The 21333-nt window shown below is 41.8% G+C and carries 11 protein-coding genes; 5 read left to right on the top strand and 6 right to left on the bottom strand.

Features of this window, described 5'->3' with window-relative positions:
* Nucleotides 1-30 precede the first annotated feature (30 nt).
* A complete protein-coding gene (locus GTQ43_RS29210; protein ID WP_265276134.1) occupies nt 31-5595 on the top strand; it encodes a response regulator in 5565 nt (1854 codons plus the stop codon).
* Nucleotides 5596-6478: 883 nt separating this feature from the next.
* Complete coding sequence (locus GTQ43_RS29205; RefSeq protein ID WP_094330768.1) at nt 6479-6823, top strand: DUF1815 family protein; 345 nt, start codon at nt 6479-6481, stop codon at nt 6821-6823.
* Between the two features lie 412 nt (nt 6824-7235).
* On the opposite strand, the gene GTQ43_RS29200 is transcribed toward GTQ43_RS29205, so the two are convergent.
* A complete protein-coding gene (locus tag GTQ43_RS29200) occupies nt 7236-9305 on the bottom strand; it encodes a CHAT domain-containing protein (protein WP_265276133.1) in 2070 nt (689 codons plus the stop codon).
* A 116-nt stretch (nt 9306-9421) separates the two neighbouring features.
* Between GTQ43_RS29200 and GTQ43_RS29195 the strand changes: the two genes are divergently transcribed.
* On the top strand, nt 9422-9922 hold the full coding sequence (locus GTQ43_RS29195; RefSeq protein ID WP_265276132.1) for an acyl-CoA thioesterase: 501 nt from the start codon (nt 9422-9424) through the stop codon (nt 9920-9922).
* A gap of 328 nt (nt 9923-10250) precedes the next feature.
* On the opposite strand, the gene GTQ43_RS29190 is transcribed toward GTQ43_RS29195, so the two are convergent.
* Both GTQ43_RS29190 and dxr read right to left on the bottom strand, forming a co-directional pair.
* Nucleotides 10251-10448 (bottom strand): hypothetical protein, encoded by a 198-nt coding sequence (locus GTQ43_RS29190; RefSeq protein WP_265276131.1) that lies wholly within the window; start codon nt 10446-10448, stop codon nt 10251-10253.
* Nucleotides 10449-10729: 281 nt separating this feature from the next.
* Nucleotides 10730-11926: a 1-deoxy-D-xylulose-5-phosphate reductoisomerase gene (gene dxr, locus GTQ43_RS29185; RefSeq protein WP_265276130.1), complete on the bottom strand. Its 1197-nt coding sequence runs from the start codon at nt 11924-11926 to the stop codon at nt 10730-10732.
* 404 nt (nt 11927-12330) lie between these two features.
* On the opposite strand from dxr, the gene GTQ43_RS29180 reads away from it, so the two are divergent.
* Both GTQ43_RS29180 and GTQ43_RS29175 read left to right on the top strand, forming a co-directional pair.
* Entirely contained in the window at nt 12331-13638 is a 1308-nt protein-coding gene (locus tag GTQ43_RS29180) for a mannosyltransferase family protein (protein ID WP_265276129.1), read from the top strand.
* Nucleotides 13639-13682: 44 nt separating this feature from the next.
* Nucleotides 13683-15614 carry a DMT family transporter gene (locus GTQ43_RS29175; RefSeq protein WP_265276128.1) on the top strand — a complete coding sequence of 644 codons (1932 nt, stop codon included), beginning with the start codon at nt 13683-13685 and terminating at the stop codon, nt 15612-15614.
* A gap of 294 nt (nt 15615-15908) precedes the next feature.
* Here the strand turns inward: GTQ43_RS29175 and bchB are convergent, their stop codons facing one another.
* From bchB to GTQ43_RS29160, 3 genes are all read right to left on the bottom strand, one after another.
* Nucleotides 15909-17435, bottom strand: a complete 1527-nt coding sequence (gene bchB, locus GTQ43_RS29170; protein WP_265276127.1) for a ferredoxin:protochlorophyllide reductase (ATP-dependent) subunit B — start codon at nt 17433-17435, stop codon at nt 15909-15911.
* 633 nt (nt 17436-18068) lie between these two features.
* A complete protein-coding gene (locus GTQ43_RS29165; RefSeq protein ID WP_265276126.1) occupies nt 18069-18638 on the bottom strand; it encodes a peptidylprolyl isomerase in 570 nt (189 codons plus the stop codon).
* A gap of 538 nt (nt 18639-19176) precedes the next feature.
* Nucleotides 19177-21159 (bottom strand): primary-amine oxidase, encoded by a 1983-nt coding sequence (locus tag GTQ43_RS29160; protein ID WP_265276125.1) that lies wholly within the window; start codon nt 21157-21159, stop codon nt 19177-19179.
* Between the last annotated feature and the right edge of the window lie 174 nt (nt 21160-21333).

Here is a 21333-nt window from a genome sequence, read left to right as displayed (position 1 = left end):
TAATGAATAATGACTCTTGACTAAAAAACTATGCTGCCGGAACAACAACAGCGGATTTTGGGTTACTTTATCGAAGAAGCCAGGGATCACCTGAATACCATTGAGCAGGGGTTACTGAATCTAGAAGGTACCCTAAACGACCCGGAAATGATCAGTGAAGTCTTCCGGGCGGCTCACTCCATCAAAGGAGGAGCCGCGATGCTTGGATTGACTAGCATCCAGCATACTTCTCACCGTCTGGAAGATTGTTTCAAAGTTCTTAAAGATAATCCGGTTCAGATTGACCAAAAGTTAGAGTCTTTATTTCTTGGTGTATCTGATACCCTGAAATCACTATTAGAGCATTTGAGCGGGCCTTATGGTCTTTCTGAAGATGCAGCTAATACTTTGATGTCGGAAACTGAGCCGGTCTTTCAATGGTTATATCAGCATCTGGAACTACTTGTAGAACAAGGAAAAAGTGGATTATCTGGCAGTACTGATGCAACAGAGCTACATACCAACTCTGTAGAGAATGTCTCCACACTTACAGAACTTTTCTTGCGGCGAGATATTCCCAATCTGGCAGAAGACAGCCATCAGGAATCTTCAGAAATATCTGTTTCAGTAGCACCTCAGCAGGTGCGACACGTTCGCGGACTCGGATCGCCAATCACCACCAAAGAAAATAATAATTGGGGCGAGTTTCAAGCCCAAGTGCTGCAAACACTGCGGGAAATGTTGCAGCTATTTAAGCAAACCACAACACCCTCAACTCGGCAAAGCCTTCAGCAATGCTGTTACCAGTTAGTCAAACTTGGTGAGACTTGGAATTTGCCCAAGTGGTGTGGTTTGTGTCAAGCAGCAGCCAGTGTGATCGGCAATCCTGAAAATACTTATTTAACTTTAGCTAAAATTGTCATTACCGAAATCAAGCAAGCTCAAGAATTAGTCCTGCAAGGTAGAGAAGCCGAAATTGCAATTAGTCAGCAACTAGAAGCACTTTTGAGCTTGGCAGAAATTGAGTTATTAGAAGTTACCCCTGATTTGTTTGATGAACAGTCTGCGGCTTTGACAGAACCAGAGACAATTTTATCTAGTAACACCGAGCAATTAGTTACAACTAATCTAACCCAGACAAGTGAGGAAATTAATCTAGACAAGGATACTAGCGTTCGTCCATATCTTCCACAAGGAACACCACTCAACGCTGCAACTCACACGAGTTTTGCTTTTACCACACATGACGAAGCACATCCAATCAGTAACAATCTTGACCCCAATGGGCCAGAGGTAGGAATAGCTGAGTTAAATACCCTTGCCGATTTATTTGAAGGTGATACTCCCGAACTAGATGAAAGCTGGCATCAAGAAGAAACCTTAGATATTGTTGCCACCGATAATTTTGGAATTGATTTCAGTAGCACTGATGCTGAGGATGCTCATAGCGATTTATCCGATTTACTCTCCTTTGATCGAGCAGAAACTACAGCCACAACAGAAGATTTATCTCTGCTATTTGGCGACAATTTCTTAGAAAAAGAGGCTTCAGAACCGCAAAATCAACAAACATCTGCTTCAAATCTAGAGTTCGGTGATATTAACGAACTCGATATAAATTTAGACTCTTCTTCCGAAGATTTACAAGAATTTATTGATATTTCTAGTGAGACAAACCAGCCTGTTGGTGTCAACAAAAATAATGTAGTTGAAGATTTATTGATACTGGCACTAGATAATGATGAACTATTGCCCACGGGCGAAGTGACTCAACCAGAAACTGAGGCGTTCGCCAGTGTGGAAATATCTCCTAGCCAACCAAACACTTTTGATAACTTATTCTCAGAAACTAGAAATGCAAATTGGGTAGAAGAAATTACCCCTAGTGACTACATAGAATTACCCCAGGAAAGCGGCTTGTCTTCAGATAACCTGTTTGCTGAAATGGGAGAACAGACATTACTGCCTACAAGCGAACCAGAAATTGGTGATTTATTTGATATATCTCCAGCAATAACACCTGAGTTTTCTCAATTAGAAAACGATCTGAGCAACTTCTGGAATCACGAAAGTACAAAGGAAGAGGACGAATTAGATTCCTTAATTGAGCAGAATGTAGAAAGAGTGTTAGCGGAGAGTTTGTTTGCTACAACTGATGATATTTTTGCCGACAGTCGGCAGCCTATATCTTCTCCCCTAAACAGTTTTGAATTGGAAGATTTAGATATTGATTTCCAGCAAGAAGAGCAGCTAGATTTGATATTCTCATCAGATTCTGGAGATGATTTATTTGATGATTTAGCATCAAGTGCCTCAACTATTTCTCCAGCAATCAGTAATACTTTTATACCGGAAACGCCTTTGTTTGTAGAGCATCTAGGAGAAGAAATTCTCGTGCGATCGCAACAACCAGAAGCTTTAGATTTTGCTCCAGAATTCACTCATCAGCCCTCAGAAATATCTGATGTTAATCTGGAACTTGATTCATTCGGCTCTTTCGATGAAAATCAGCAACTGCTGTTTGAAGATGTAGCCACAGATTCCAACTATATTCAGATGGATGTCACAGAGAATACTGTAGATGAACTATCGACTACAGAAACTTCTTTAGATATCAATTTTGGAGAAACTTCCGATCCATCTGAAGCACAGCCAGATGAGTTATTCGGCTCTTTCGATGAAAATCCGCAACTGCTGTTTGAAGATGTAGCCACAGATTCCACCTATATTCAGATGGAATCTACAGAGAATACTGTAGATGAACTATCGACTACAGAAACTTCTTTAGATATCAATTTTGGGGAAATTTCCGATTCATCTGAAGCACAGCCAGATGAGTTGTTCGGCTCTTTCGATGAAAATCCGCAACTGCTATTTGAAGATGTAGTCACAGATTCCACCTATATTCAGATGGAATCTACAGAGAATACTGTGGATGAACTATCGACTACAGAAACTTCTTTAGATATCAATTTTGGGGAAATTTCCGATTCATCTGAAGCACAGCCAGATGAGTTATTCGGCTCTTTCGATGAAAATCCGCAACTGCTGTTTGAAGATGTAGTCACAGATTCCACCTATATTCAGATGGAATCTACAGAGAATACTGTGGATGAACTATCAACTACAGAAACTGAATTATTAGAAAGAACAAACCAGGAAGAATTAGGAGAAAATGCGGTATTAGAAGATGTCAATGACTTCACACAAACGGTTATTCAAGAAGATATAGAAACCCATTTTTGGGATCTAGAAGAAACATCTGAATCTGCGCTATTGTCAGATGAGCAAAATGCTGTTGTTGCCTCAACTGAAGAATTGCCAAGCACAGAAAGTATTGAAGTAGCTGCTCCAGAAGATGATTTTGCAGACTTGGAAGCATTACTAGGAGAGGAAGTAGCACTTAACCCCAAAGCTACCTCAATACCAGAACTAGATTTTGCAGCGTTGGAAGAATTGCTCGCTACAGATAACGCCAGAGGTGTTTACGACGGGCTACCCCAACGCCAGCCTTTCAACACTCAACCAGTCTTGGCGAAAAATGATGTGCCATCGCCAGCCATAGATGAATTTGGTGACTTGGAGAAACTGCTAGCAGAAGCAGATCAAACGATCTCCCATTCACCAGTAGCGAAATCGAACACCAGCAAAGCTCCTCGTCCCTCTACTCGTCGGGCTGCAAGATTTGAAGAAACAATGAAGGTTCCAGTTAAGCAACTGGACGATATGAGTAATTTAGTCGGGGAGTTGGTGGTAAATCGCAATACCTTAGAGCAAGATCATGAACGGCTACGGCAGTCATTAGATAACTTGCTGATTCAGGTACAACAACTCTCCGATGTGGGCGCAAGGATGCAAGAGTTGTACGAGCGATCGCTCCTAGAAGCTTCTCTATTAGCTGGACGCAAAAAGAAAGACTCCGGTTTCCAAGCGCCTGATTCCAATGCCGATAGGGGTTTTAGTGAGCTAGAGATGGATCGTTTTACTCCCTTCCATACACTCTCTCAGCAGATGATTGAGCGCATTGTCCGAGTGCGTGAGTCAGCTAGCGACATTGATTTTGTCACTGAAGAAACCGAACGAGTCGCAAGGCAGTTCCGCCAAGTAACCACCCAGCTACAAGAGGGACTAACAAGAGCGCGAATGGTGCCTTTTGCCCAAACTATCGATCGCTGGCGGCGAGGAGTGCGCGACAATGCGATCAAGTGTGGCAAACAAGTTGAGTTAGTAATCGAAGGTGGTGATACCTTAATTGACAAGATGATTTTAGATCATCTGACCGATCCGTTAACTCACATGCTGAATAATGCGATCGCTCACGGTATTGAAACGCCAGAAGAACGACAAGCCGCTGGTAAGCCACCCGTGGGAATCATTACTATTCGTTCCTTCCACCAAGGCAACCAAACGATCATTTCTGTCGGCGATGATGGCGCAGGTATCGATTCTGCAAAGGTTAAAGCTAAGGCGGTGAAGATTGGCATGATTACAGAAGCGCAAGCAAAAGCTATGTCTCGCCTCGAAGTCTACGATCTATTGTTCCAATCTGGTTTTACCATCAAAGACCAAGCAGATGAAATTTCTGGGCGTGGTGTGGGTATGGACGTGGTGCGTTCCGAGATTAGCGAAATTCGGGGGACAGTTAACACCGATTCTGCGATCGGCAAGGGAACCACCTTCACTATTCGTCTACCACTGACTCTGAGTATTTGTAAAGCTCTCTGCTGTGTCTCCGATCGCTCTAGAATCGCTTTCCCGATGGATGGTGTAGAAGATACGCTGGATATCCCAGTGAAAAATATTCAGCATGATGCCAATGGGCAATCATTTATTTCTTGGCGCGATACAGTCCTGCCATTCCGACCTTTGAAGGAGCTTTTAACCTTCAATCGGCAAATCAGTCGCGGTAATGTCTATGGCGGTACGCGAGATGATGATATGGTTTCTGTGGTCGTGGTGCGATCGGCAAATACCATGATTGCTCTACAGATTGACCTGGTGTTAAGCGAACAAGAAATTGTAATTAAGCAATTTGAAGGCCCAGCACCTAAACCCATTGGTGTCGCTGGTGCTACAGTCCTGGGTGATGGTCGGATTATGCCCATTGCTGACGTACTGGAAATCATTGACATCTTCCAGGGACGGATTTCTACACAAATGGGTGGCAATTCTTGGCAACAGAAAGGGGTTCCCGTAGACACCTCTCCTGCGAAGATTGACCCAACAGTGCTAATCGTGGATGACTCCATTACAGTCCGAGAGTTGCTATCCCTGACATTTAACAAAGCAGGTTATCGCGTAGAACAGGCGCGTGATGGTCAAGAAGCTTGGGATAAACTCCGCTCCGGTCTGCCTTGCGATATCGTATTTTGCGACATCGAAATGCCCCGTTGCGATGGTCTGGAATTACTCTCTCGCATTCAGAAAGATTCTAACCTCAACCACCTACCGATCGCGATGCTCACTTCACGGGGCGCAGACAAGCACAGGCAAATTGCAGCTCAACTCGGTGCTAGTGGCTACTTTACCAAGCCCTATCTCGAAGAAGCTCTCCTTGAAGCGGCGACACGGATGTTAAAAGGGGAAAAACTTGTTAGCACTACGAGTAATGTTTAGTAAGTAACGCTTCATGTGAATTAAGTCTTGAAACCCTTGTAATTTCTAGATTTGCCCGAAACAATGATTTTGGGCAAATCTAGAAATCCCTATGAGATAAGAGGTGTTTCAATACTGTTCGGTTAAGGCAAGAGACGCGATAAATCGCCGTCTTTACATATAGGACTTACCACACAGGTAACAGAATAACGAACCGCAGAGGCAATAGAGTTGCCAGTGCGCCCTTGCGGTTCCCCGACTTGTAGCAACTGGTGCGACACGGAGGAGCCTTGCCACGCCACTACAAATACTTAATTTTGTTCAAAAATCAAACCGGATTTCTATATCAGTTACGTGAAGTTTGTATAAAGTACTATACTTCATCTACTTTTAGTACTCAATCTCAAATTTGATATATATGGGAGGAACAAATTTGGTATAGCTAATGATTTGTCCGTACCAAAATCTACGTTAAAAAGAGAACAGATCAAACATCTAAGCAAGAGACACTATAACGATGTAAAACTATGTTATGTCCTTAAATAACACTGAATTTAGCTGTAAATAGTCAGTAAAAACGAAATATGAAGCTTTTCTGGACTTGACTAGTGCTAGATTTAGGTTACTCTTAAAGCGGAATGCTTTCTGTAAGAATCTACCGTGACAGAATTGTATAAAGATATAGTTAAATTTAGAAATTCTGTCCGAGATCTTTAATTTGCAAACTGAATAGTTTGATACGGCGCTCAAAACCTCGATCTACTACCCTAAACAAGGTAGTCAATTAACGACTCAATATTATCTGTCTGATAATTGTAGTGAATAGTCTACAATACCAGTGGATGAGAAAATCTAAAGAAAATATAAAAGAAACTCAAATGGCTGTGGTGTCTGGAGGACAAAAGTGTTTCTGAGACTAGCACATCAACATCGACAATTCGTCCAAGACTTGGTAATGAACCTGCAAGCCTTGGCGGTCGTATTAGAACGGCGTGGGTATCCTGCGTCTTGTTACACCTGCGGCGACCAAATGAATAGTGCATCGTTTATGGTTAGCTTGGGTGATAATCACCTAATTCGGTTTTTGGTGTCCGATTACGGGATTACTTGGACGGAAATGCGGGATGACCGCGAATTAATGAAGCTAGAAGGTGCGGAGGCAATTAGCCAACTCGACGAACTGGCCGATCTTGTCAAGCAATCTATGCAAACCGATACAGGCTCTAAAATTCTTGCCAAGAAGTATTAAGGTTCCAAAGGTCGATCGCAAATTAGAAATCGATTATCGGTAATTGGTAATGGTGGCTTAGTTAGCGATCGCTCTTGCCTGTTCTCCATTATCATCAAGTGATTGGCTCCTAGCTAGCCCATCGCACATTGCTTAGTGTCTACCAAAGCCTCACAAATCGGATTTTGAGCCTTTAGCTGGCAGTTAAAACGCACTTCTAATTACTAAATTCATAATTCATAATCAAAAGACAGGTTACAAAACCTACAACTATCAAGCAAACAACCCCGTTTTGTTTGAAGTTTAAATTTTTTTACATGATGTAATTATAAATTATCAATTAGAAATTATGAATTTTTAATGAATTTTCTCGCTGGCAATCAGCTATAAGCTAAAAAAGCATCCTTTGGCAGAGGTAGGGAACAATCAACGCCTAAAGCCCATTGCCAATCAAAATAAAGGATGCCCAGTAATACGGATGACTAAAATCACTAACTTCCGCTACGTGTACATTGTGACTTCTTACCTTCCAGTCTCCATTAATTAATGAGATTTGAGCTTGTCGTAAGGTTTCAGCTTTAGTCAACTTCTGGGTAGAAAGTATACCATAAAAAGCACTCATAAGCGCTTGTGTACCACCATCATCTACAGACCACAGCGAGGCGATCGCAGCTTTAGCACCAGTTTGTTGCATCTGATAGCCAAAGCCCAAAATTTCCTCACCATTGCCTAACTTACCTCCCAAGCCGGTTTCACAGGCGCTCAACACTACTAAATCAACATGAGGAAGTGACCAAGTAGCGACATTTCTCAAGTTAACGCGATCGCCATTTCCAAATAAAATAAACGAATCTTCTGGTTTCCCCACCACAAAGGCTGCATGAGTCGCTAAATGGACAATTGTATAATCATCCATTTGGGGTACAGCGACTTTGGGGCTAAAAGCATCGTCTAAAAGCTTCGTAGTTTCAGGAACCGTAGCGGCTAAGTTTTCCACTTCCTGCATTGCAAAGGGCAAACCAGCAAAAGCAACCTGTCGATTCCCAACTTTAATTTCATAATTACCTTTAGTAAAAGCACCAGCTAAAACCCGCAAAGTAGATTTCTGTGGGGTATTTAAATTAGTCAAACTGGCAGATGTAATGTGATTGACACCCAAACGCTGCACCAGCCATTGTTTGCCATCATATAAAGCAGTTATCGGAATATAGCGTAACTGCTCATCTGGAGCGTAAATCAGAGTTTCTGTACCTGATTCCTTCAGTTCTTTTTCTATAGGTTTAATTAGCCAGTCATACAATTGGTGTGCAGGTGCTTTGATATTTTGACTGGGATTGATTAAAGCTTGGCGAAAAGTAGCAATTGTTTGATGGAGATTTTCGCGTTTTACAGCAACGGTGCGATGAATTGGTGGAGATTCAGGAGTGACTAATACCAATTCCAAGCTATCTTTTAAAATCAGTGGATAGAGGATTGCAGATTTTTGAGGCAATCTCGCCAAATTATCCCGAAGTTCGTTGAGATTCTCCAAATCCAAATTTTGCCGCCTAGCTGTACGGCTAATTTCCTCTATCTGTGCTTTCACTGAAGGACTATTGATAAATTCGTTAAATTTATCCAAAAGTTGCTGTTGATTTAAGACTAATTGCTCGATGCGTTGTTTCTGTTCGAGCGATCGCTCCTTGGGAGAAATTTTCCGTAGTTTTGTCAGTTCTTTACCCAACACAACAGCACTATCGAGGGTTTGCTCCAACTTTTGTTTAATTGGTTTTTCTGTAGCCGCTATATTAAGACCCTTGGCAGTCCGTTGATTACCTGGTACCGTCTGAAGATATTCTTCTAGTTCTTCAACTTTGAGTAAATCCATTGTCCTTTGTGCTTCAGCAACACGTTCTTGTTTGAGCAATCGCTCACTCAAAATCCGATATGTCTGGCTAACAGTTATGCTGTAAGCATCTGGTTGTGTCGCACTAAGTGCTGATGGATTCAAGCGAGCTTTTTCACGATTAATTAAGCAATGCTTGTAGAAAAAAATTGCTAACTCTGGTTGATTTTGGATATCAAATAAGTAACCTATGTTACTGTAGGTTTTGCCAAGTCGAACGAGATCCCCAAGTTCTTTATTAATTAATAGGGCTTGCTGATAAGATTGCAGTGCTTCAGGATACTTTTTTTGACTTTGGTAGATTCTGCCGATGTTATTGAATGTTACTGCTTCCAAAGAGCGCTCTCCATGTTCTCTGGTAATGGCTAGTGCTTGCTGTAATCTCTGCAACCCTTGTTCCGGTTGACCTTGCCGAGATTCTTTGATAGCTTCTTCATTGAGCCTTTCAATTTCTGAAAGCTGATTATTTTGGGGTAAAGCTTGAGCTTTTTCGCCAAAGTTGTATTTCAACCTTGTATTTGTGCTTACCTGGTTATTGTCTGGGTACGCCATCCCAAAACCTAGTAAACTAAGTAGAGTTAAAGTAATAAGACTAACATACTGAAGATTAGGCTGCATAACAAAACACTCCCTATACTCGGAAGTGTAAATATTAAATCAATAAGTTATGGAACGCAATTAATTTTTATGCTATCCCATATTTATAAAATTTATAGGTGCTTAAAAAAGTGAAAATGTCACAAGAAAAATCCAGTAAACCAGAATTACCACCTACTACGGCCCTTGATAATCCATCAAGTCATGAATTTGGGAATTGGTTTGAATATCCTCTGAGAGTGCAACCCCACCACACTGACTATTCTGGTGTTGTCTGGCATGGTTCTTATCTAGCTTGGATGGAAGAAGCGCGGATTGAATGCTTGCGATCTATAGGGATTGAATTTGCTGATTTAGTTGCGATAGGTTGCGATTTACCAGTTGTAGAACTGTCATTGCGTTATCACCGTTCAATTCAATTAGGTATGGCAGTGGTAGTAAAAACGCGCATGGCTGAGGTAACTGGTGTCCGAATTAATTGGGATTATGCCATTGTTTCAACTGATGGACAACAATTGTACGTTACTGCCAAGGTGACTTTAGTCGCTTTAGATCGTGAAAGAGGTAAGATTATGCGTCAGTTACCGCCGAGTTTTAAGGATGCATTAGCCAAGATTTCAGCATTAAATAATGATTGATAAGCAAGTAAGTCGGCGTGAAAATTTCAATGTATGTTATTGCGAATGTAACGAAATGGAATGTAGCAATTGCAAAGGTTTTGTGGTTTTTACATTCTGTTACATGGTTAGGTTTATTTGTACCGACTTACTTACACTGTGGCGGAAGTTTAACTACCCTTAACAAGTTGCTCAAGTAGTCTGTCAAGTTTAAATTGATGGGTAAGAAAGTTCGTAGTCAGGACTTCAGTCCTTATTTTCTAAGCACTAAAGTGCTTACTACAAACCCTTGATACTAGCTTGACAGACTACTAATTAATTGTGTGATGAATGTAATTAAATTTATTTTTTACTTGCCGCTTTGGATATTTGATAAACTTTGAGTAAACTGCATTATGTGATGCCAAATATCTTGCGGGGTAATGCCAAAACCAATGTTTAATAAAATAAGGATTGCGGCAAGAGTTAATGCATTACTCACAGTTGCTTTCAACAATTTCCACAATATTATGAAGACAATCCAAGCTACAATCAAGGTAGCAATCATAATAAAATTCCTTAACAATAGCCCTTGCCCGATGGGTGTTTGTTCAGAAAGGGTAAATTTTTATCTGAAGTAAAGCTATTAGACCTAACTTGGATGTAGATACTAAAGCTAAGATTTTTTGTTTAACTATACCAATGCCATATTACCTGAAAAGGACACAATAATTTAGATAAGAGGCAAGTGATTTGGCAATTTGGCAGAATTCCCGTTTAGCCTTCAGGCTAAACGGGAATAGGTCAAAAACTGGAAAATCTGCTTTTTGGATATATGAGTGGAGGTTTTTATCGCAGAGAAATGATCTGCGAGTGAGTTTCTAACTTTTCAGTTGCGGTTAAAACTTCTTGTCTTGCCCATTTATCTGCTGCTAAAATGTCATCTAAAGAGGGATTTACACGGTGATCGTTTTGATGGCGATCGCACACCAATTCTATACACCGGGGAATATCTAAAAACCGAATTTTTTCATCTAAAAATAAAGCTACAGCTTGCTCATTTGCGGCATTTAACACAGCTGGCATCGAACCACCAGCTTTACCCACAGCATAAGCTAACTGCATACAAGGATACTTTTGGTGATCTGGTTCCCGGAAGGTTAAATTTCCAGCTTTGACTAAATCTAGTCGTTCCCAATTGGTATAGATGCGATCGGGCCAAGATAGGGCATACAGTAAAGGTAAGCGCATATCTGGCCAACCGAGTTGGGCTAAAACTGAAGTATCTTGCAGTTCAATCAGCGAATGAATAATGCTTTGAGGATGGATGACAATTTCGATATTGTCATAATCCAACCCAAACAGATAGTGAGCCTCAATTACTTCCAGTCCTTTATTCATCAAAGTAGCAGAGTCTACTGTGATTTTCCGCCCCATTGACCAATTAGGATGCTTCAAGGCATCAGCAACGGTTACATCTGCCAACTTTTCTACATCCCAGTCTCGGAAAGCCCCACCAGATGCAGTGAGCAAAATTTTCCGCAAACCTGCCTTTGGCACACCTTGGAGACATTGAAAGATTGCGGAATGTTCAGAATCGGCAGGGAGTAATTTTACACCATGTTTTTCGACTAGGGGTAGAACCACAGGGGCCCCAGCAATCAGGGTTTCTTTGTTCGCTAAGGCAATATCTTTACCCGCTTCAATGGCTGCGATCGTGGGTAGCAAGCCAGCACAACCAACGATCCCAGTGACAACAGTTTGAGCATCGCCGTAGCGAGCGACTTCTATCACTCCGGCATCACCTGCCAGTAGAATCGGTTGGGGATCGAGGTCAATGATAGCTTCTTTGAGCGCTGGTAATTTATCTTCTGAGCAAATTGCTGCTATTTTCGGTCGAAACTGCCGAATTTGAGCAGCCAACATCTCTACATTGTTCCCAGCTGCCAATCCCACAATCCGAAACTGATCTGGGTACTGAGTGACAATATCTAAAGTCTGAGTACCGATAGAACCAGTGGAACCAACAAGAGTAATCGCTTTCACAATTGCTTAAGGATTTACAGACAACTCTCACTATAAATTGCTGGGGACTCTTTCATAACAAGAATCACTATAATCGATACACTGATGCGGAATTAAGCTAATCGGCATTTAAATTGCAACCCGCAGATCCCCGACTTCGTAAAAGTTGTCGGGGATCTTGTTTCTGCGCGTTTGATTCAGGATAGACAAAATTGATATTTATAAATACTATACTTTTAAAGATAAATTCTGAGAGAATTGTCAAAAGTAACCAAATAGGAAATAATTTCAATTACTTGCTAATTTATCCAGTTTGTTAATTATTTGGGTGGAGGATTTAATATGCAAAACATTACTCATAAATTGCTGTGTTGCAGCCATAGGTAAAAGAATGCAGAAAGGAGTTTGTTGAAGCATTTAACCTTATGGTCAAAGTTCAGATAGTTATAAAAAAAGTTTTATGGAAAAGTGATTTCCTATTTCCCGCAGCCTTATGGCTTGCCAGTCGAATATTCATTTGGACGGCGATGTTTCTGGTTGCGCCAAAACTACCATTGCCAGCAGAAGAATTTTTGCCGCATTTTGGCTGGGGGGTTTTTGATGCTTGGGATAGTATGCATTATCGAGCGATCGCTACTTCTGGATATGAATTTGTGAATGACGGCAAGCAACATAATCTTGCCTTCTTTCCCCTATTTCCCTTAAGCATCTGGGTTTTGATGAAACTAGGCTTGCCGTTTGAATTAGCAGGAATATTAGTCAACAACCTGGCATTTTTTGCCGCACTTTACTGTTTGTACTTTTGGGTTAAAGATAATTATGGCATTAATGCAGCGCACTGGACTACTGTAGTAGTTTCTTTATATCCATCTTCCATGTTTACGGGAGTGATTTACACAGAGGGGCTGTATTTGTTTTTGAGTACATCAGCTTTGCGGGCTTTCGATCAAAAGCAGTATGGCTGGACTGGGTTTTGGGGGGCGATGGCGACAGCAACACGTCCTACAGGGATGGCACTAATTCCAGCATTAGCGATCGCCGCCTGGAAAGAACGCCGACCACCCATTGCCTATATCACTGGTTTTGTTACCGCCATTGGCATATTTCTATTCAGTTTCTATTGTGCGATTTATTTTGGCAACCCTTTAGCTTTTATCGAAGCACAACGAGGATGGCGACCAACTCTAGGATTTGATTGGCAGGGTTGGTTAAATATGCTGATGCAAATTGTAGTTGGTACGCAAAACTGGCAATATGGTTGGGTTCAAAACTCCTCTGGCGGCATTCAAGACCCTTGGTATCTCTTGTTATTGAGCGTGATTCTTGCCAGTAGCTATTTTTTATGGCGCTGCCGTCAAGGTTTTAATTTTGCAAAATTATTTTATGGCTTTTATGCTTTAATTTTATTTTTGTTGCTTCTAGCGAGTGAACAGTGGATCAATAACTTGCTCAATTTGTTTATGGTCTTGGGTGGTGGCTATATGTTGTGGTGCTTACGCACACAACTGACCGCAGTTACAGTTATTTATGGCTTTTGCGGTATTGGTTTACTACTAGCCTCTGGAGGTACCATCTCTCTGAGCCGTCTTGCATACGGTATTGTACCTTTAAATATAGCCATTGGTGTGCTGTTATCTCGCCATCCTCATCAGGGGTATTTAATCTTGGGCGCTTTTGTGACACTACTAGCCAAAATAGCTGTAGGATTCGCCCAAGAGCATTGGGTTGGTTAGAGGTTTAATTCTTTATTGGTGAGAAGTTGAATTTAAATTTCCTAATGAATGTATCCAATCAAAGAAAGATAGCCCTGGCTGCGTTATTTGTAGGTGTAGGTGCTATATCTTTTGGCTCTATTTTCGTGAAATTGAGCGAAACTCAACTTAGCCCCAATGCCACCGTATTTAATCGCTTGTGGCTTGCTAGTGTGTTCTTCTTACTCTGGCATGGATACAAGGCGATACGTCAGCGACTTTCTTTAGACAAACCCATAGAACAGCAATCTTACACCAGCCAGGATCTGGGGTTGTTAGGAAGTGCGGGGATCTTTTGGGCTAGCACTTTAGTCTTTTTAGCTTGGTCGCTGACTCAAACTAGCGTTGCGATCTCTAGTGTTTTACATAATCTCGCCCCCATATTTACTAGTTTAGGGGTGTGGCTATTATTTCGTAAGAGTTTTGAGAGTCAATTCCTAATTGGGATGGTTATCGCCCTTGGGGGAGCGATCGCGATTGAATTTGAGGAACTGCAAATCGCCACAGACGAAGTTCAAGGGGGCTTTGCTGCGATCGTTTCGGCGATTTTCTTGAGTGGATACCTGCTGATCGTAGAAAAATTACGAACCAAATTTTCTCCAGCCACAATTCAGTTGTGGATCTGTACGATTAGTACCCTGGTTATCTTCCCCATACTTTTGTTCACTCAAGATCGGCTTTTTCCCTCTACACTTAGTGGGTGGCTTTGGGTGATTTCTCTAGCGCTGATCTGTCAAGTTTTAGGTCATGGGCTTTTGACCTATAGCCTAGCCAAGTTTTCCTCCGTGGTTGTCTCATTGGTGCATCTTTTAGAGCCAGTATTTAGCGGCATTTTCGCTCTGATCATATTTTCGGAAAAATTAACTTTCTCAAATTGGTTAGGTTTTGCTGTAGTTTTAATGGGTTTATACTTAGCCGTATCTAGCCAAGGTGTTGTTAATTTCCCGTTCCAGGAATCAGTCACAACTATAGTTAACACTTTCGTTAAAAGTATGACGAGCAAACTGTCATTACTAAAGCAACAATTCTCCGAAACACCAGCTTTATTAGGAACTGCATCATTATTGTTTGCCCTAATTCCCATATCTTTAGCACCATCTCTGACCAAATTGTGTCAACAAGAAATTGGTGCAAACGCTGTAGTATTTCATCGCAGTTGGATCGCCACAGTTGTCTTTGCACTATGGAATTTAATTGAGACTTTCCGCAGCCAACAGTATGATAATGAACCTATAGAAAAAAAGCCTTTTACCAGACAAGAAGTGTTGCTATTGTTAGCAATGGGAACTGCTGCTGGGACATACCTGCTTTTGTGGGCTTGGTCGTTGAGTCAAACTAGTGTTGCTAATGTCGCTTTACTATCTAATTTGAACTCCTTATTTGTGGCTTTGGCTGGTTATCTGTTATTCGGTCGGCGCTTCGATAACAGATTTGTGATTGGACTGGTTGTAGCCTTGGGGGGAGCGATCGCATTTGAAATCAATAAGGTGCAATTTGCAACCGACCAAATACTGGGTGATACATTAGCATTGCTAACTGCGATTTTCATGGCTACCTGCATGCTGCTAATAGAGCGGCTCAGAACCCGATTTAGCACCGCAACAATCATGCTGTGGCGCTGTGGAGTGACAACAATGCTTCTACTACCAGTCTTACCATTCCTCGAAGATCGGCTTTTTCCCTATTCCTGGACGGGTTGGTTTTTCATCATTTTCCAAGCCCTCTTCTGCCAAGTATTGGGTCAAGGACTTTTAGCTTATAGCCTCAGCAGAATTTCTTCAAGTGTCGTCGCTGTTACACTTCTGCTCGAACCAGTCCTAGCCTCGATTTTTGCTTGGTTTATTTTTTCAGAACAGGTAGGTTTGTTTGACTGGGCGACTTTTGCCGTAGTTTTAGCGGGTATCTATTTAGCCCAATCTAGTCAATCCACTGTTCAAGTAACGAACGAAGGCTCGTAAGCTAATCGGCATTAAAGTCGCATAATCAGGGAAGGCAAGACTTCGGCGTGAGCGCTCAGTCGAACGCTGCCCACCCCACAATATAAGTCAATACAGTTCAGTTAAGCATCTCTTTCTTCTCTCTGCGTTCTCTGCGCCTCGACGGTTCGTTAAAAAATTGATTTTGGAACCAGAGTTTTAGCCCTAAGTGAACCGTATTGTCTCATAATTTGATTTTTATCACTAAAGCAAAAAAATGGGGGTAAAGAGTATACATAACTCCTCACCCCTCAATTTTATTGATTAACCGCTAAACTAAGCCCCTACAGCTTCCTTCGCGGCGTACAACACCTCAGCGTTGATTTCTTTGAAACCGCGATCGCGGGCAAATTTCTCAGTATTACGCTTCACTTTCCCACGCACAAATCCCGGAATCTTATTCAATTCTGCTTGACCATCTTTTGTCCAATTCAAATCAGAATCAGCAGAAATTCCCCTAGTAATAACTTCTTTAGTATCATGACCGCCAAAGATTTCTAATAGGTGATCTTCCATTCCCAAAGTGAAGGAATTGTAGATCAAATCTGTAATCTGATTCGTGCCTTCGTAACCCATAAATGGTTTGTAACCAATGGGGAAGTTTTGGACGTGGATGGGTGCTGCAATTACGCCGCAGGGAATATCTAAGCGTTTACCAACATGGCGTTCCATTTGGGTTCCGAAAATGGCAGAGGGTTCGACACGAGCGATCGCATCTCCAATTGCACCATGATCTTCGGAAATTAGCACTTCATCGCAATACTCGCTCACCTGTTCGCGGAACCAGTCTGCATCATATTTACAATAGGTTCCAGCCCAAACAACATGAATCCCCATTTCTCGCGCCAAAATCTTGGTAATGGCTGCGGCGTGGGTATTGTCACCAAATACGACAGCTTTTTTGCCAGTCAAGTTTTGACAGTCAATGGAACGGGAGAACCAAGCAGCCTGAGATACGTGCAAGGTTTGCTCATTAATGAAGTTTTCGTAGTCAACTTCTGCACCTTGAGCGTTAATTACCTGTTGAATCTTGCGAATACAACGGGCAGTTTCCACTACACCCATCGGAGTAATGTCTATATAAGGTGTGCCAAATTGTTCTTCTAGGTAACGAGCGGTAGTTAAACCGAGTTCGCGGTAAGGTACGAGGTTAAACCAAGCTTTCGGCATCTTCTTCAAGTCATTCACCGAAGCGCCTTCAGGAATTAAGGTATTTACCTCAATTCCCAAGTCAGCCATCAGCCTTTTCAGTTCGGTGCAGTCGTGATTATTGTGGAAACCAAGGGTAGTAGTACCGATAATGTTAACCGAGGGTTTCTCAGTTTTACCCTCTGCCAATTCGCCCCGCTTCCGGGCTTTTTCAATATAATATTGGACAATTTGATCCAAAGTGCGATCGGCGGCTTGGAGTTCGTTGTAGCGGTAGTGGTTCACATCCGCCAGCATTACGTCTCCTTTGGCTTCCAGTTGCGCCCGTTCCACAAAGTTGTGCAAATCCTCTTGCAAAATGCTGGAGGTGCAAGTGGGAGTTAACACAATCAGATCGGGGTGTTCCTCGGCATCCTTGCGGACGATGTTATCAACCACCTTCTCTTGGGAACCACGCGCCAAAACGTTGCGATCGACAACACTGGTTGTCACTGGAGTGAAATCCCTCTCCCGCGATAGCATGGAGCGCATGACGTTAAAGTAGTCATCGCCAATGGGGGCGTGCATGATCGCATGGACATTTTTAAAAGAACTAGCGATTCGCAGAGTGCCAATGTGGGCTGGGCCTGCATACATCCAGTAAGCCAATTTCATGTTTGTGTTCTCCCTTTTCAACAGAAATAACACGGAGTCCGATAAGAATGGACTATAAGTGCTTGATTATTATTAAATCGTTTCTGATTGTCTCAAAACTTGTATCCCTAATGAAGTGAAGAGTTGTAAGGGTTTATCTGGGGTGCATAGGCGTAGGCATCGCTCAAACCCTCTTAGTGATTGGAATCTAGCTTCTGATTTTAACAACATTACTGTTGCTTTTTTAAAATAAATCTTAATTTTTCGGCAAATTTGCTTTCAATTTGGGGTGGTGTGTTATGCCAAATTCTGTATGAAGATGGGCTAAATCATATTTAAGTATAAATAGGTACAAAAAGAAAGAAAGAAAGAAAAACGAACCGCAAAGGACGCAAAGGACACGAAGAAAGAAAGAATTTAAAAGGGTTTGGCGCAGCGTGACAAAGAAAGCGTATTAAATATCACCAATCAATTTAGAAAATTTATGTATAACTTTTCAAAAAATACAAACATCCTCTCAGAGGATGTTTGTAAAGAATCAGGTTGTAGTATTAATATCCCCCTAACCCTCCTTAAACAAGGAAAAAATTGGGGAATATAACTAGCGCGATTTGTTCATTCGAGGGAGTAGAAATTAGCCTAGAGAGATGTTAATTACTGGCGAAAAATTTCTACTTTTTGTAACACCACTTCTTGATTCGGACGATCTCTAGTCGTAGGCACATTAGCGATCTTGTTGACTATATCTAAACCTTGGACAACTTCACCAAAAACACTGTGTTTGTTGTCAAGGTGGGGTGTTGGTGCTTCTGTAATAAACCATTGCGAACCATTTGTACCGCGTCCAGCATTAGCCATTGACAGTATACCTGCACCAGTATGTCTCAATTCAGGATGAAACTCATCCTCAAATTGATATCCCGGGCCACCAGTACCCCAACGGTTGGCTGTATCTAGATAACGACTCAGGGGATCGCCACACTGAATCATAAAATCAGGGATGACTCGGTGAAAGCGAACTCCATCGTAAGCTGGAGTTCCCTTACCAGATTCACCAGTTTTAGGGTCTTTCCAGTCGATTGTTCCGGTTGCTAGACCGACAAAATTTTTGACGGTGTTGGGAGTTCGTTCTTCTTCCAAACGAACTACAATTTCACCCAAGGAAGTAATTAAACGAGCGTGCAGCTTGCCATTACCGGGAATATTAATTTCTGGAAAGTTCATTAGATATCCTACTTTAACAAGTGCCAGTATTTGAACTATATAAGTTTATCAGCATTCAAGTTACCCCCTTTAGACATGAGAAAAAACTGAAGGGAGAAAACTTGAGCAAACAAATATTAGGACTAGCCCTTTCAAGGTGGGTAAAAATTTTGCTTGAAAAATCTCTTTATTATCTCTTATCTCTGTGTCGCGCCAGTTGCTACAAGTCGGGGAACCGCAAGGGCGCACTGGCAACTCTATTGCCTCTGCGGTTAAATAAATTACTTTTAAACCGCAGAGGCGCAGAGGATGCAGAGAGAAAAAAGAGATTTTACAAGTCACCTTGAAAGGGCTAGGGAGTGTTTTCAAAGTATTAGATCCCCCCAACCCCCCTTAAAAAAGGGGAGCTAAGAATCTCTTAAAGTCCCCCTTTTTTAAGGGGAGCCACTGCGTTGGGCGGCTCTGCCGACTTGAAGCACGTGGCGTGGATTTAGGGGGATCTAAAAAATTATGAGGCTAAACGAGTAGTTTGAAAACACGCCCTAGTCCTAGAAATATTTTACTCAGGTAAATTTATCGCTGGATTACGGCTAAAGAATCCTCTAGGGACTAGCTTAAAGCCAACTCGGTGAACGGGCATTACAGGCCAATCTTCCGATCGCGGAATATGAGTTACGCCCATTGTGTACCACAGCACAATATCTTCACCCATCAAGGCTTCATCGTCGGCAATATATTGTGGTAAACCTTGCCCTGATTGAGTCTGGTTTGGATAATCGCCCCCAGCATAAAGTTCACTAGGTTTATATTTTGTTACCCAAATGTGATGAGTTGCAAATTCTGCCCGTTGACGGATTTTCGAGTCTTTCACTGGGAAAAATATAGAATTTCCTTCAGGCATCAGCATATATCCAGGTGCAGCCCCTAGCGGATTTTTCTTGTCTGCACTCACAATCATCCATTCCCGACTGCTTTTGATATCCAAATCGCGCATAGCAGCCGTTTCTTTTGTGAGTGGGGTTTCTGCAATTGCGATCGCATTTCCTAATGGATTTTTATCATCCATCGGTAAAGCTTTCACGTTCATTTCCATCACAGAGTTAGCTTGACCATCGACATCAAAATCTAGGCGGTAGTTGAAAAAGTGTTGGTGATTTACTCCAAAGATATTTTTAGCGATTAGCCGACCATAAGAATTATCCTCAGATTGCTTTTGAGCAGACGTTCCCTGCGCCAGTACGATACCTGTTAGTTCATTTTGGACTTCCAAAGTCCCATCCTGGTGAAAGATCCAATTAAGGCTGTAATCATAGTTGTCAACGGCCGCAGTCATCGATATGACTAATTCTCGACTGCGACGAACATCATTCCGCTGAGTATTGTAATCATAGTGTTTCCACAGCATTCCGCGATCGCGTTCATAGATCCCAACAACCCCTGGTATCTTATAAGGTTCTCCCTGCTCGTTAGCAAATACAGCATCCAGCAAAAAACCGTTTTCAGGAATTTCCTTACCTAACTCCATCGTATTTGCTAGCAAACCAAGATTATATTCCCCAACATCAAATGCATTCCTAAATGACCAGGTGGAATCTGGATCGCCATAAGGGACTACCATCTCCGATAGGCTAGCGCGGTATAAAACTGGCCTGACATTTTCCCCGTCATTGTATGTCACTTGGTACAATGCCAATCCACTACGGGGATGCATTAAATACCGAAACTTCCAACCTTGCCAGCTAATTTGATTGTCTTTAATCTCGAAACTTTTACCATTAGGTTGGAGAAGTTTTAATACTTTAGGCGCTGAAAGTAATTTTCCCAAAGACTTTACATCATAGTTCCAGTTTTCTTTAGAGAAAGGTACATTTCCCTGATCAACGAAACTGACGATTTTACCTGTGTTCAAATTTACAGTTGCCACTACTCCTTCAATAGGACTACCGTAATAATTCCAGTGTTGTCCCTGGTAGTAAGATAAACTGCGGCAAAGACGATTACCTGCCGTTTCTTCCTGTTTAGTCAGGATTCCTGGGGCCCATGAACTGATTTTGACTCGATCGAAATCGGTAATTCCCCGCCTTAGCATCGCTTTTTGCCATCGGGGATCGGCTTTAACTACCTGAGTTGCCAATTCATATTCTGGATTAACGATCGCAGGTTGAACAGAGGGGATTTCTTTCCAGGAATTTAAGGTTTTGCTTTTTAGATCGACAATACCTTCGTATGTTTTATTGAGCGATCGCTCATAGATTACCAAAAAAGCTGTTCGCTGGAAAGCTTTACCAGGTGTAAATTTAAGAACTTCTTTTTTATCAGGTTCTTGTAAAGCAATAAGTGGAAAAGCTGCCATTTCACTCAAAGTTTTTTCTCTTTTGATGACCGAAACAGCTGTACTAATTTCTGCCTCTGTTAGCGAAGTGAGAGGATGGGAAATCGAAGGCTGTTGAGCCGTCAATATTTGCATTAGTCCCAGTAAGATAGAAATTATGACAATGATGGGAATCGCTAGCCACAAAAAACGCTTTAGCCGCTTAATCATCTTTTACATTTTTACAAAAGACTTATAGTTATCTATTTCTCAGCCGAAGCTTGAAACCCGATAAATTAAGAAGCTAAATTGATTTGTCAATAGTGTCGCCAATTGCAAAACCCAATATATTCCTCGATCCAGTTGATCTAGCCCATAATTTATCAAAATAGGTTAACTGGATCA

The sequence above is a fragment of the Nostoc sp. KVJ3 genome (assembly GCF_026127265.1).
Taxonomy (GTDB): domain Bacteria; phylum Cyanobacteriota; class Cyanobacteriia; order Cyanobacteriales; family Nostocaceae; genus Nostoc.
This window is presented reverse-complemented; position numbering and strand designations above follow the sequence as displayed.

Bases quoted from the DNA above. Each gene is read 5' to 3' on its own strand.
- GTQ43_RS29210 (WP_265276134.1), top strand. From the start codon at position 31: ATGCTGCCGGAACAACAACAGCGGATTTTGGGTTACTTTATCGAAGAA.
- GTQ43_RS29200 (WP_265276133.1), bottom strand. From the start codon at position 9,305: ATGCAGCCTAATCTTCAGTATGTTAGTCTTATTACTTTAACTCTACTT.
- GTQ43_RS29195 (WP_265276132.1), top strand. From the start codon at position 9,422: ATGTCACAAGAAAAATCCAGTAAACCAGAATTACCACCTACTACGGCC.
- GTQ43_RS29190 (WP_265276131.1), bottom strand. From the start codon at position 10,448: ATGATTGCTACCTTGATTGTAGCTTGGATTGTCTTCATAATATTGTGG.
- GTQ43_RS29180 (WP_265276129.1), top strand. From the start codon at position 12,331: ATGGTCAAAGTTCAGATAGTTATAAAAAAAGTTTTATGGAAAAGTGAT.
- GTQ43_RS29175 (WP_265276128.1), top strand. From the start codon at position 13,683: ATGAATGTATCCAATCAAAGAAAGATAGCCCTGGCTGCGTTATTTGTA.
- bchB (WP_265276127.1), bottom strand. From the start codon at position 17,435: ATGAAATTGGCTTACTGGATGTATGCAGGCCCAGCCCACATTGGCACT.
- GTQ43_RS29165 (WP_265276126.1), bottom strand. From the start codon at position 18,638: ATGAACTTTCCAGAAATTAATATTCCCGGTAATGGCAAGCTGCACGCT.
- GTQ43_RS29160 (WP_265276125.1), bottom strand. From the start codon at position 21,159: ATGATTAAGCGGCTAAAGCGTTTTTTGTGGCTAGCGATTCCCATCATT.